The sequence below is a fragment of the Citrobacter freundii complex sp. 2025EL-00176 genome, from assembly GCF_053309355.1.
Genome location: NZ_JBRYHT010000002.1, coordinates 122,632 through 136,270, shown reverse-complemented (window position 1 = coordinate 136,270; position 13,639 = coordinate 122,632). Strand labels below are relative to the sequence as shown.

The 13,639-nt window shown below is 52.8% G+C and carries 11 protein-coding genes; all 11 read left to right on the top strand.

Features of this window, described 5'->3' with window-relative positions:
- Window position 1 precedes the first annotated feature (1 nt).
- Window positions 2–967 carry a GDP-L-fucose synthase gene (fcl, locus tag ACVXHP_RS07760; protein ID WP_447571219.1) on the top strand — a complete coding sequence of 322 codons (966 nt, stop codon included), beginning with the start codon at window positions 2–4 and terminating at the stop codon, window positions 965–967.
- A gap of 2 nt (window positions 968–969) precedes the next feature.
- Window positions 970–1,449, top strand: coding sequence for a GDP-mannose mannosyl hydrolase (locus ACVXHP_RS07755; protein WP_447571218.1), 480 nt, complete (start codon window positions 970–972; stop codon window positions 1,447–1,449).
- Window positions 1,446–2,672: a colanic acid biosynthesis fucosyltransferase WcaI gene (gene wcaI / locus ACVXHP_RS07750; RefSeq protein WP_447571217.1), complete on the top strand. Its 1,227-nt coding sequence runs from the start codon at window positions 1,446–1,448 to the stop codon at window positions 2,670–2,672. Before ACVXHP_RS07755 ends, wcaI begins: the two co-directional genes overlap by 4 nt.
- On the top strand, window positions 2,672–4,108 hold the full coding sequence (cpsB, locus tag ACVXHP_RS07745; protein WP_200005931.1) for a mannose-1-phosphate guanyltransferase: 1,437 nt from the start codon (window positions 2,672–2,674) through the stop codon (window positions 4,106–4,108). Before wcaI ends, cpsB begins: the two co-directional genes overlap by 1 nt.
- Before the next feature lie 98 nt (window positions 4,109–4,206).
- On the top strand, window positions 4,207–5,577 hold the full coding sequence (gene cpsG / locus ACVXHP_RS07740; RefSeq protein WP_447571216.1) for a colanic acid biosynthesis phosphomannomutase CpsG: 1,371 nt from the start codon (window positions 4,207–4,209) through the stop codon (window positions 5,575–5,577).
- A 54-nt stretch (window positions 5,578–5,631) separates the two neighbouring features.
- On the top strand, window positions 5,632–7,026 hold the full coding sequence (gene wcaJ, locus ACVXHP_RS07735) for an undecaprenyl-phosphate glucose phosphotransferase (RefSeq protein WP_200005933.1): 1,395 nt from the start codon (window positions 5,632–5,634) through the stop codon (window positions 7,024–7,026).
- Window position 7,027: 1 nt separating this feature from the next.
- A complete protein-coding gene (wzxC, locus tag ACVXHP_RS07730) occupies window positions 7,028–8,506 on the top strand; it encodes a colanic acid undecaprenyl disphosphate flippase WzxC (protein ID WP_447571215.1) in 1,479 nt (492 codons plus the stop codon).
- 23 nt (window positions 8,507–8,529) lie between these two features.
- Window positions 8,530–9,810: a colanic acid biosynthesis pyruvyl transferase WcaK gene (gene wcaK, locus ACVXHP_RS07725; protein ID WP_447571214.1), complete on the top strand. Its 1,281-nt coding sequence runs from the start codon at window positions 8,530–8,532 to the stop codon at window positions 9,808–9,810.
- Complete coding sequence (gene wcaL, locus ACVXHP_RS07720; protein ID WP_447571213.1) at window positions 9,807–11,027, top strand: colanic acid biosynthesis glycosyltransferase WcaL; 1,221 nt, start codon at window positions 9,807–9,809, stop codon at window positions 11,025–11,027. Before wcaK ends, wcaL begins: the two co-directional genes overlap by 4 nt.
- Before the next feature lie 11 nt (window positions 11,028–11,038).
- Complete coding sequence (wcaM, locus tag ACVXHP_RS07715; protein WP_447571212.1) at window positions 11,039–12,433, top strand: colanic acid biosynthesis protein WcaM; 1,395 nt, start codon at window positions 11,039–11,041, stop codon at window positions 12,431–12,433.
- 165 nt (window positions 12,434–12,598) lie between these two features.
- The gene (gene galF / locus ACVXHP_RS07710) at window positions 12,599–13,492 is read left to right on the top strand and encodes a UTP--glucose-1-phosphate uridylyltransferase GalF (RefSeq protein ID WP_447571211.1); all 894 of its coding nucleotides are present in this window, start codon (window positions 12,599–12,601) and stop codon (window positions 13,490–13,492) included.
- The last annotated feature ends 147 nt before the right edge of the window (window positions 13,493–13,639 follow it).

Genomic DNA, 13,639 nt, shown 5'->3' with positions numbered 1-13,639 from the left:
GATGAACAGACAACGTATTTTTGTGGCGGGCCATCGCGGGATGGTGGGGGCCGCCATCGTAAGACAGCTGGCCCAACGAGATAATGTCGAACTGGTGCTGCGTACCCGCGATGAGCTTAACCTGCTGGACGGAGCCGCGGTGCGTCAGTTCTTCGCCGCTGAACGTATTGACCAGGTGTACCTGGCGGCGGCAAAAGTGGGTGGGATCGTAGCCAATAACACTTATCCCGCTGATTTTATTTACGAAAATATGATGATTGAGAGCAACATCATTCATGCGGCGCATTTGCATAACGTGAATAAACTGCTGTTTCTCGGATCATCCTGTATTTATCCCAAACATGCCACCCAGCCAATAGCCGAAAGCGAGCTCTTGCAGGGGCAACTGGAGCCGACCAACGAACCGTATGCGATTGCCAAAATAGCCGGCATCAAGCTGTGTGAATCGTATAACCGTCAGTATGGCCGTGATTATCGCTCGGTGATGCCGACGAATTTGTACGGGCCGCATGACAACTTTCATCCGAGCAATTCGCATGTGATCCCGGCGCTGCTGCGCCGCTTTCACGAAGCCTGCGAGCAAAATGCGCCGGATGTGGTGGTGTGGGGAAGCGGTACGCCGATGCGCGAGTTTCTGCATGTCGATGATATGGCGGCAGCCAGTATCCACGTAATGGAGCTGGCTCATGAAGTCTGGCAGGAATATACCCAACCGATGCTGTCGCATATCAACGTGGGTACCGGCGTGGACTGCACCATCCGTGAACTGGCCCAGACCATCGCCAAGGTAGTGGGTTACAAGGGGCGCGTGGTGTTTGACGCCAGCAAACCGGACGGCACGCCGCGCAAATTACTCGACGTTACGCGTTTGCATCAGTTGGGCTGGTATCACGAGATATCGCTTGAGGCGGGGCTTGCCAGCACCTGGCAGTGGTTCCTTGAAAACCAGCAGCGTTATCGGGGGTAAGCATGTTTTTACGTCATGAGGATTTTGCCACCGTTGTACGCTCAACCCCGCTGATTTCTGTCGATTTGATCGTGGAAAACGCCGAGGGAGAATTTCTGCTTGGTAAGCGTCTCAATCGTCCGGCTCAGGGCTACTGGTTCGTTCCCGGCGGTCGTGTGCTAAAAGATGAATCGCTCCACGCGGCTTTTGAACGGCTGACTGAAGCTGAGTTGGGGTTGCGTCTATCGCTGTCCGCCGCTGAGTTTTATGGTGTCTGGCAGCACTTCTATGACGACAACTTTTCCGGGGATGATTTCTCAACGCATTACATCGTGCTGGGATTTCGTCTGCGCGTATCAGAAAACGATCTGCAATTGCCTGATGCCCAACATGATGCCTACCGCTGGCTGGCGGTAACGCAGATTCTGTCCAGTGACAGCGTGCACGCCAACAGCCGGGCTTACTTCTGCGAAGCAAGTCAGACCGGAGTGCCTGGGCTATGAAGATCCTGGTGTATGGCATCAACTACTCGCCGGAGCTGACCGGTATCGGTAAATACACCGGTGAAATGGTGGAGTGGATGGTGCAACAAGGTCATGACGTTCGGGTGATCACCGCGCCGCCTTATTATCCGCAATGGAAAGTTAATGGTCGCTATTCATCCTGGCGCTATCGTCGCGAGGAGGGGGAGGCCACCGTCTGGCGTTGTCCGCTGTATGTGCCTGAGCAACCCTCAACGCTCAAGCGCCTGCTGCATCTGGGCAGTTTCGCCCTGAGCAGTTTCTTCCCGCTGCTGGCGCAACGTCGCTGGAAGCCGGATCGCATCATCGGCGTGGTGCCGACGCTGTTTTGTACGCCGGGTATGCGCTTGCTGGCAAAACTCAGCGGCGCACGCACGCTGCTTCACATTCAGGATTATGAAGTCGATGCCATGTTGGGACTTGGCATGGCGGGCAAAGGCAAGCGCGGTATGGTGGCGAAACTGGCCAGCGCCTTTGAACGCAGTGGTTTACATAACATGGACACTATTTCGACGATTTCCCGTTCCATGATGCACAAAGCCATGGAAAAAGGCGTTGCGCCACACAAGGTTATTTTCTTCCCGAACTGGTCGGAAGTGGCGCGCTTTCGTGACGTGACCGATGCCGATGCTTTGGCGTTGCGCCAGAAACTGGGATTGCCCGCAGATCAAAAAATCATTCTCTACTCGGGCAATATCGGTGAAAAGCAGGGGCTGGAGAGCGTCATCGAGGCGGCGGCCCGGTTGAGTGAGCAACCCTGGCTGTTTGCGATCGTCGGGCAGGGCGGGGGAAAAGCGCGGCTGGAGACCATGGTCAGCGAACGCGACCTGCGTAACGTGATGTTCTTTCCGCTGCAATCTTATGACGCGCTGCCTGCGTTGCTCAAGCTCGCGGACTGTCATCTGGTCGTACAAAAGCGCGGCGCGGCGGATGCGGTACTGCCGTCCAAACTGACTAATATCCTCGCCGTTGGCGGTAACGCGGTGATTACCGCCGAGCCTGAGACCGAGTTGGGTCAGTTGTGTGACGCTCACCCAGACATCGCGGTGTGTGTTGAGCCGGAATCAGTGAATGCGCTGGTTGGCGGGATTCAACAGGCGCTAACCATGCCAAAAGTTAACACGGTGGCACGTGAGTATGCCGAACGCACGCTGGATAAAGAAAACGTGCTGAGTCAATTTATTGCTGATATTCGGGGTACATGATGAGTCAAAACAAACTCTTTCCGGTAGTGATGGCCGGTGGCTCGGGGAGCCGTTTATGGCCGCTGTCCCGCGTACTGTATCCAAAGCAGTTCCTGTGTCTGAAAGGCGATCTCACCATGTTGCAGACGACGATTTGCCGTCTGAACGGTGTGGAGTGCGAAAGCCCGGTAGTTATCTGTAATGAACAACACCGTTTTATCGTTGCGGAACAGTTACGGCAACTGCACAAACTGACCGAGAACATTATTCTCGAACCTGCCGGACGTAACACGGCACCGGCGATAGCGCTGGCTGCGCTGGCGGCAAAACGTCAGTGTCCAGGTGACGATCCGCTGCTGCTGGTACTGGCGGCGGATCACATGATTGCCGACGAAGAGGCATTTCGCGAAGCGGTTCGCAATGCGATGCCATATGCCAGTGCGGGTAAGCTGGTAACGTTTGGTATCGTTCCTGACCAGCCGGAGACCGGTTATGGCTATATTCGTCGAGGCGAGGTTTCTCCAGCGAATACTGACGCCGTGGCCTTTGAGGTGGCGCAGTTTGTTGAAAAACCGAATCTGGAAACCGCACAGGCGTATGTGGCAAGCGGCGACTATTACTGGAACAGCGGTATGTTCCTGTTCCGGGCTGGTCGCTACCTGGAGGAACTGAAAAAGTATCGTCCCGACATCCTTGAGGCCTGCGAAAACGCCATGAGCACCGTCGACCCCGATCTCGATTTTATTCGCGTTGATGAACAGGCGTTTCTCGCCTGCCCGGAAGAGTCTGTGGACTATGCGGTAATGGAACGTACGGCCGATGCGGTGGTGATGCCGATGAATGCAGGCTGGAGCGATGTTGGTTCCTGGTCATCGCTGTGGGAAATCAGCGCCCATACTGCCGAAGGTAATGTGCATCACGGCGATGTCATTAGCCACAAAACGGAAAACAGCTACGTCTATGCCGAATCCGGGCTGGTAACGACCGTCGGGGTGAAAGATCTGGTGGTGGTGCAGACCAAAGATGCGGTACTGATTGCCGATCGCAACGCGGTACAGGATGTCAAAAAAGTGGTGGAGCAAATTAAAGCTGATGGACGCCATGAGCACCACATTCACCGCGAAGTTTATCGTCCGTGGGGCAAATATGACTCCATTGATGCCGGAGACCGTTATCAGGTTAAGCGAATTACCGTCAAGCCTGGCGAGGGATTGTCCGTGCAGATGCATCATCATCGGGCCGAGCACTGGGTTGTCGTCGCTGGCACCGCGAAAGTGACAATTAATGATGATATCAAACTGCTCGCTGAAAACGAGTCTGTCTATATTCCGCTGGGGGCGACCCATTGTCTGGAGAACCCTGGGAAAATCCCGCTCGATCTGATTGAAGTGCGCTCCGGATCTTACCTCGATGAGGATGATGTGGTGCGGTTTGCCGACAGATACGGGCGCGCCTGATGCCTGATGCGCTGATGCGCACCGGGCAATGCATTTAACACTCATAAAAAAGGCTCATTAAGAGTCAGGGCCTCCTGTTGCCTGAAAAAGGGTAAATCATGACAAAACTGACCTGTTTTAAAGCGTATGACATCCGCGGCCGACTGGGCGAAGAGTTAAATGAAGAGATTGCGTGGCGTATTGGCCGCGCTTACGGCGAGTTCCTGAAGCCGAAAACCATCGTCCTCGGCGGTGACGTCCGCCTGACCAGCGAGACGCTAAAGCTGGCGCTGGCGAAAGGACTGCAGGATGCAGGCGTGGATGTGCTGGATATTGGTATGTCGGGCACCGAAGAGATTTATTTCGCCACTTTCCATCTTGGCGTTGATGGCGGCATCGAAGTGACCGCCAGCCATAATCCGCTGGATTACAACGGCATGAAGCTGGTGCGGGAAGGGGCACGGCCCATCAGCGGCGATACCGGTCTGCGCGACGTGCAGCGACTGGCGGAAGCGAATGACTTCCCGGCGGTTGATGAGAGCAAACGTGGCCGCTACCAGCGGATTAATTCTCGCGATGCTTACATCGACCACCTGCTGGGTTACATCAATCCCGGCAACCTGAAACCGATGAAGCTGGTGCTCAATTCCGGCAACGGTGCGGCAGGTCCGGTGGTGGACGCCATTGAAACCCGTTTTAAGACGCTGGGCGTGCCGGTCGAGTTCATCAAAATTCACAACACGCCGGATGGCAATTTCCCCAACGGTATTCCCAACCCTCTGCTGCCGGAGTGTCGGGCAGACACGCGTAACGCGGTGATTGAACACGGTGCGGATATGGGGATTGCCTTCGACGGGGATTTTGACCGCTGCTTCCTGTTCGATGAAAAGGGCCAGTTTATTGAGGGGTACTACATTGTCGGCCTGCTGGCGGAAGCGTTTCTGGAGAAGAATCCGGGGGCGAAAATTATCCACGACCCGCGCCTGTCCTGGAACACCGTGGATGTGGTGACGGCGGCAGGCGGTAAACCGGTGATGTCAAAAACCGGACATGCGTTTATCAAAGAGCGGATGCGCCATGAAGATGCCATTTACGGCGGCGAGATGAGCGCGCATCACTATTTCCGCGATTTCGCTTACTGTGACAGCGGGATGATCCCGTGGCTGCTGGTGGCGGAGCTGCTGTGTCTGAAAGGACAGTCGCTTGGCGAACTGGTTCGTGACCGGATGGCGGCGTACCCGGCGAGTGGAGAAATAAACAGCACGCTGGCAGAGCCGACGGCAGCCATTGCAAGGGTGGAGCAGCACTTTTCCCGTGAGGCGCTGACGGTGGACAGAACGGATGGCATCAGCATGTCGTTTGTCGACTGGCGCTTCAATTTACGCTCTTCCAATACCGAACCGGTGGTGCGCCTGAACGTGGAATCGCGCGGAGATATTCCGTTGATGGAAGCGCGAACGCGCACTCTTCTGGCGTTGCTGAATCAGTAATGCCGGTGCTTCCTTTGCCCGATGATGGGCCAAAGGCGACTAACAGGAACCACGATGACACATCTAAAGAAGCGCGAACGCGCCAAAACCAATGCGTCGTTAATTTCGATGGTGCAACGTTTTTCGGATATCACCATCATGTTTGGCGGGCTATGGGTAATCTGCGAATTAAGCGGTTTACCTTTCCTGTACATGCACCTGCTGGTGGCGTTGATCACGCTGGTGGTTTTTCAGATGCTCGGCGGGATAACGGATTTTTATCGCTCCTGGCGCGGCGTCAAAATATCCACCGAGCTGGTGCTGTTGCTGCAAAACTGGACGCTAAGCCTGATTTTTAGCGCAGGTTTAATTGCCTTTAATAACGATTTCGATAACCGTCTTGCGGTCTGGCTGGCGTGGTATCTGCTGTCAAGCGTAGGTCTGGTGTTGAGCCGTTCGTTTATTCGCTACGGGGCGGGATGGCTGCGTAATCGCGGTTACAACACCCGCCGGGTCGCGGTGGCAGGCGACCTGCCCGCCGGACAAATGCTGCTGGATAGCTTTCGCCATGAACCGTGGCTGGGGTTTGAAGTGGCCGGTGTTTATCACGATCCTATCCCCGGCAAAAACTCCCGCGACTGGGCCGGGAACCTGCAACAGCTGGTGGATGACGCCAAAGCCTCACGCATTCATAACGTCTATATCGCCATGTCGATGAGCGATGGCGCCAGCGTAAAAAAACTGGTACGTGATCTGGCCGACACCACCTGCTCAGTGATCCTCATCCCCGATGTCTTTACCTTCAACATCCTGCATTCACGGATTGAAGAGATGAATGGTGTTCCGGTGGTGCCGCTGTATGACACGCCGCTCTCGGGAATTAATCGTCTGTTAAAGCGCGCGGAAGATATCGTGCTGGCCACGCTGATCCTGCTGCTGATTTCCCCGGTGCTGTGCGGTATTGCGCTACTGGTGAAACTGACCTCAAAAGGACCGGTAATTTTTCGCCAGACCCGTTACGGCATGGATGGGAAGCCGATCAAAGTCTGGAAGTTTCGCTCAATGAAAGTGATGGAAAACGACGCGGTGGTGACGCAGGCGACGCAAAACGATCCGCGCGTGACGCCGGTGGGTAATTTTCTGCGCCGAACATCGCTGGATGAGTTACCACAGTTTATTAACGTACTGACGGGAGGGATGTCTATCGTCGGGCCACGTCCGCATGCGGTGGCGCATAACGAACAGTACCGCCAACTGATTGAAGGGTACATGTTACGCCATAAGGTGAAGCCGGGCATTACCGGTTGGGCGCAAATCAACGGCTGGCGGGGGGAAACCGATACGCTGGAAAAAATGGAGAAACGTGTGGAGTTTGACCTCGAATATATTCGCGAGTGGAGCGTATGGTTCGATATCAAAATTGTTTTTCTGACGATATTTAAAGGCTTTGTGAACAAAGCGGCGTATTAACATGAGCTTACGAGAAAAAACGCTGAATGGCGCGAAGTGGTCAGCCATTGCCACGGTGATCATTATAGGTCTGGGGCTTATCCAGATGACCGTGCTGGCGCGGATTATAGATAATCACCAGTTCGGGTTGTTAACCGTGGCGCTGGTGATCATTGCGCTGGCCGATACGCTGTCTGACTTTGGCATTGCCAACTCCATTATTCAGCGTAAAGAGATTGGCTACCTTGAGCTGACCACCCTGTACTGGCTCAATGTCGGACTCGGTATTGTGGTATGCGTGACGATGTTTCTGCTTAGCGAGACGATTGCCAGCGTTCTCAATAATCCTGAACTGGCGCCGCTCATCAAAGCGTTATCACTGGCGTTTGTGGTAATCCCGCACGGGCAGCAGTTTCGCGCGCTGATGCAAAAAGAGCTGGCCTTTAACAAAATCGGCATGATTGAGACCAGTTCGGTGCTGGCCGGTTTTACCTTTACCGTGGTCAGCGCCCATTTCTGGCCGCTCGCACTGACGGCGATTCTTGGGTATCTGGTGAACAGTACGCTACGTACGCTGCTGTTCGGCTATTTTGGTCGCCAGATTTACCGTCCGGGGCTGCATTTCTCGCTGGCTTCCGTTTCGTCAAACCTACGTTTCGGCGCATGGCTGACGGCGGATAGCATTATTAATTACATCAATACCAACCTTTCTACGCTGCTCTTAGCGAGAACGTTGGGGGCAGGCGTCGCGGGGGGATTCAATCTTGCCTGGAACGTGGCGGTTGTACCCCCGATTAAACTAAACCCGATCATTACCCGCGTTCTGTTTCCGGCGTTTGCCAAAATTCAGGACGACAGCGAAAAACTGCGGGTGAATTTTTACAAGCTGCTGTCGGTGGTCGGGATCATCAATTTTCCGGCGCTGCTGGGATTAATGGTGGTATCGAACAATCTGGTGCCGCTGGTATTCGGCGAGAAGTGGAACGGTATTGTCCCCGTCCTGCAACTGTTGTGCATTGTCGGGCTACTGCGCTCTGTCGGGAATCCGATCGGTTCGCTGCTGATGGCGAAGGCTCGGGTTGATATCAGTTTCAAATTCAATGTGTTCAAAACCTTTCTGTTTATTCCGGCCATTTTCATCGGTGGACATCTGGCGGGGGCCATTGGCGTGACGCTGGGCTTTTTGCTGGTGCAGGTGATTAACACCATCCTCAGTTATTTCGTGATGATCAAACCTGTCCTGGGCTCCAGTTACCGTCAGTACATGCTCAGTCTGTGGCTACCGTTGTATCTCTCCTTGCCAACCGTTGTTGTGAGCTATGCGCTGGGTTATACGCTGCACAACCAAATGCCGTTAAGCGCGGTGCTGGGGTTGCAAATCGCGGCGGGTGCGCTGGCGTTTGCGGTGATGATTGTGCTGTCGCGCCATCCGCTGGTGGTGGAAATAAAACGCCAACTCTGTCGCAGTGAAAAAATGAAAACCTTGCTCCGTGCAGGATAAGAACAACGCTTTAAGAGGTCATAATGAAACTATTAATTTTGGGCAACCATACCTGCGGGAACCGAGGGGATAGCGCTATTCTGCGCGGTTTGCTGGATGCCATTAACGCGCAGCGTCCCGAGACTGAAGTCGATGTTATGAGCCGCTATCCGATAAGCTCCTCATGGTTACTCAACCGTCCGGTGATGGGCGATCCGTTATATTCGCAGATGAAGCAACACAACAACGCTGCGGGCGTCATGGGACGGGTGAAGAAGGTCTTGCGCCGCCGCTATCAGCACCAGGTGTTGCTCTCACGCGTTACTGACTCCGGTAATCTGCGTAACATCGCTATCGCCCAGGGATTTACCGATTTTGTCCGTTTACTGTCGCGTTATGACGCCATTATCCAGGTCGGCGGATCGTTTTTTGTCGATTTGTATGGTGTGCCGCAGTTCGAACATGCCCTGTGTTCATTTATGGCAAAAAAACCGCTGTACATGATTGGGCACAGCGTGGGGCCATTCCAGGATGAGCAGTTTAATCAACTGGCTAACTACGTTTTTGGTCACTGTAACGCGCTGATTTTGCGCGAATCCGTCAGTCTGGATCTAATGAAACGCAGCGCAATAACCACTGAAAAAGTGGAAGCAGGTGTGGATACCGCCTGGCTGGTCGACAACCATCATGAGGATTTTGAGCCGGGCTACGCCGTACAGCACTGGTTGAACATGGCGGCAAAGCAGAAGACTGTGGCCATTACTTTGCGTGAACTGGCGCCCTTTGATAAGCGTCTGGGAACCACGCAACAGGCCTATGAACAAGCCTTTGCCGGGGTAGTGAACCGCATTCTCGATGAAGGATACCAGGTGATTGCGCTGTCAACCTGTACCGGTATTGATAGTTACAACAAAGATGACCGTATGGTGGCGTTGAACCTGCGTCAGTATGTTAACGATCCAGCCCGTTATCACGTTGTCATGGATGAACTCAACGATCTTGAGATGGGAAAAATTCTCGGGGCATGCGACCTGACGGTGGGCACTCGCCTGCACTCTGCCATCATTTCGATGAATTTTATGACGCCCGCTATCGCCATTAACTACGAGCATAAGTCGGCAGGGATCATGCAGCAACTGGGATTACCGGAGATGGCCGTCGATATTCGTCATTTACTGGATGGCAGTCTGGAGGGCAAGGTCGCCGATACTCTCGGACAGCTACCCGAACTGAACATACGGGTAGGGGATGCGGTTATGCGTGAACGCGAACGTGGGGTGCGTATGGTGCAGTCGGTATTAACGCGCATTGAGGGCGAAAAATGAAGATTGGTTTTTTCCTGCTTAAATTTCCGCTCTCCTCAGAGACCTTCGTGTTAAATCAGATCACTGCGTTTATCGATATGGGCTATGAGGTGGAGATTGTTGCGATGCATAAGGGCGATCTTGAAAATACGCATGCCTCATTTAATACCTATCAATTGGGCGACAAAACGCGCTGGCTGCTGAATGAACCAGACGGCAAACTGGCAAAGCTGAAATTCAGGGCGGGGGCTGCATTGCAGGGCATCACTCGTGCAGCCACCTGGAAAGCGCTGAATGTCTCTCGCTATGGTGACGAAGCGCGCAATCTGATTTTGGCGGCTATTTGCGGCGGGAATCCGCAGGCGTTTCAGGCAGATGTCTTTATTGCGCACTTTGGTCCTGCAGGCGTGACGGCTGCCAAACTGCGTGAACTTGGGATGATCCGCGGGAAAATAGCCACGGTATTTCATGGGGTTGATGTTTCGCACCGGGACGTTTTGGCCCGCTATACCCCCGAATATCAGCAGCTGTTTCAGCGCGGTGATTTAATGTTGCCCATCAGCAATCTCTGGGCCGGACGTTTAAAAAACATGGGATGTCCGCCACAGAAAATTGCCGTCTCGCGTATGGGAATCGATATGACGCGCTTTACCCCCCGTCAACTGAAATCGCCGGCCGCGCCGTTGGAGATTATTTCTGTCGCGCGCTTAACCGAGAAAAAAGGGCTGCACGTCGCCATCGAAGCCTGCCGGCAGTTGAAAGAGCAGGGCGTATTATTTCGCTATCGCATTCTTGGCATTGGTCCCTGGGAGCGTCGTCTGCGCACGCTGATCGAACAATACCAACTTGATGATGTGATTGAGATGCCTGGCTTTAAACCCAGTCATCAGGTGAAGGAGATGCTTGAGCAGGCAGATGTTTTTCTGTTGCCTTCCATCACCGGCAGGGATGGCGATATGGAGGGGATCCCGGTGGCGCTGATGGAGGCGATGGCGGTGGGGATCCCGGTTATTTCGACGGTTCACAGCGGGATCCCTGAGCTGGTGGAATCGGGTAAATCTGGCTGGCTGGCACCGGAAAACGATGCCCAGGCGCTGGCTGAACGGTTAGCGGCATTCAGCCTGCTCGACAGTGAGCAGGTGCAGCCGATTGTGCAATGTGCTCGAGAAAAAATTGAAACTGAATTTAATCAGTTAGCGATCAATAAACAGTTAGCCAGCCTGCTGCAAACGATGTAAATCGAGGTTGTATGTCAGAGAAAAAACTCTCACGTCGTACTTTTCTGACGGCAAGCTCTGCGCTTGTCGTGCTGCACTCTCCCGTTGGTCGGGCGCTTGAATCACCTGACCGCGTCAATATTCAGGATTACAACCCAAAGGATTGGGTCGCATCTTTCAGGCAGGCATTCAAAGAAGGGCAAACGGTAGTCGTACCACAAGGGCTGGAATGTAAGAATATCAATACTGCGATTGTTATTCCGCCAGGTAAAACGCTGTCCGTTCAAGGTCGAATAAGCGGCAATGGTCGTGGGCGCTTTGTTCTGCAGGATGGATGCAAGGTGATGGGCGGGCAGGGCGGGAGCCTGAGGAATGTTATCCTCGATGTACGGGGTTCGGACTGCGTGATAAAAGGGATTGCCATGAGTGGTTTTGCTCCAGTAACGCAAATCTATATTGGCGGCAAAACCTCAAGGCTGATGCGCAATCTGACGATCGATGATATTACCGTTACGCGCGCTAACTATGGGATCCTGCGTCAGGGATTTCATAACCGCATGGACGGCGTAAAGATCACGAACAGCCGTTTTAGCGATTTGCAGGGTGACGCTATAGAGTGGAATGTGGCGATAAACGACAGCAATATCCTCATTTCTGACCATGTTATCGAACGTATCAACTGTACCAACGGCAATGTGAACTGGGGCATCGGTATCGGGCTGGCGGGGAGTACTTATGACAATAGCTATCCAGAGGAACTGGCGGTAAAAAACTTTGTGGTGGCGAACATCACCGGTTCCGACTGTCGACAGCTAGTGCATGTGGAGAACGGCAAACACTTTATCATCCGTAATATTACCGCGCGAAATATCACCCCAGATTATAGTAAGAAGGCGGGCATTGATAATGCGACGGTCGCGATTTATGGATGTGATAATTTCGTTATTGATAATATCAATATGGAGAATAGCGCAGGTATGCTCATTGGCTACGGTGTCATCAAAGGACGCTATTTATCCATTCCGCAAAACTTTAAATTAAATAATATTCATCTGGATAACTCGAAACGGGAATACAAATTACGCGGTATCCAGATATCCTCCGGTAATGCCACGTCATTTGTGGCTATCACCAATGTAGAGATGAAGCGCGCCACGCTTGAGTTGCACAACCAACCGCAGCACCTTTTCTTACGCAACATCAAAGTCATGCAGCAATCCACGACGGGAACTGCGCTCAAGATGCACTTCGATCTGCGCCAGGATGTACGCGGTAAATTTATGGCTAAACAGAACACTTTGCTATCGCTGGCGAATATCCATGCGGTAAACGAAACCGGGCAAAGTTCAGTTGACATCGACCGTGTAAATCATCAGGTGGTGAATGTAGAAGCCGTGAATTTCCGACTGCCGGGGCAGGGGAGGTAACTTTGCGACCATTCCTGGCTCGAATTGAACCTACTTGAGCTTAAGATTACTGCATTCTGCAGATAAGCGGCGTAACATGCGCTGTATTGGTGCAATGTAATTCATACTGGCTAAAACAAGCTAAAAAGCTATAATTCAGCAACAATTGAATAGGTGAATGACTTAATGACTAATTTGAAAGCAGTTATTCCGGTAGCGGGTCTCGGGATGCACATGTTGCCTGCCACGAAGGCAATCCCGAAAGAGATGCTGCCGATCGTAGACAAGCCGATGATTCAATACATTGTCGACGAGATTGTAGCTGCTGGTATTAAAGAAATCGTTCTGGTAACGCATGCGTCCAAGAACGCAGTTGAGAACCACTTCGACACCTCTTACGAACTCGAATCGTTACTTGAGCAGCGTGTTAAGCGCCAGTTATTAGCTGAGGTGCAGTCCATCTGCCCTCCTGGCGTAACTATCATGAACGTTCGTCAGGCGCAATTACTCGGCCTGGGTCATTCAATTCTTTGTGCTCGCCCAATTGTTGGGGACAATCCGTTCGTCGTGGTGCTGCCGGATGTCGTTCTTGATACCGCGAGTGCGGACCCTCTGCGCTACAACCTGGCTGCCATGGTTGCTCGCTTTAATGAAACCGGGCGTAGTCAGGTGCTGGCAAAACGTATGGATGGCGATCTGTCTGAGTACTCGGTTATTCAGACCAAAGAGCCTTTGGACAACGAAGGTAAAGTCAGCCGTATTGTTGAATTCATCGAGAAACCCGATCAACCACAAACGCTGGATTCCGATCTGATGGCTGTGGGGCGCTATGTGCTGTCTGCTGATATTTGGGCAGAACTGGAGCATACGCAGCCAGGTGCCTGGGGACGTATCCAGTTGACGGATGCGATTGCTGAGCTGGCGAAAAAACAGTCTGTTGACGCCATGCTGATGACGGGTGACAGCTACGACTGTGGTAAAAAAATGGGCTACATGCAGGCATTTGTGAAGTACGGGCTGCGTAACCTGAAGGAAGGGGCGAAGTTCCGTAAGAGCATTGAGAATTTGCTTAGCGAATAATTAACACACTTGACATACATAGCATTTTAATAAAAATGGACGGTGATCTATATCGAAAACGTAGAGCATTATAGTCGCGATATGGTTGCCGTTTGTTATAAATTTTCAGAAAAAACGCTAACCCAATAAAAACCTCGGAATTTTCAT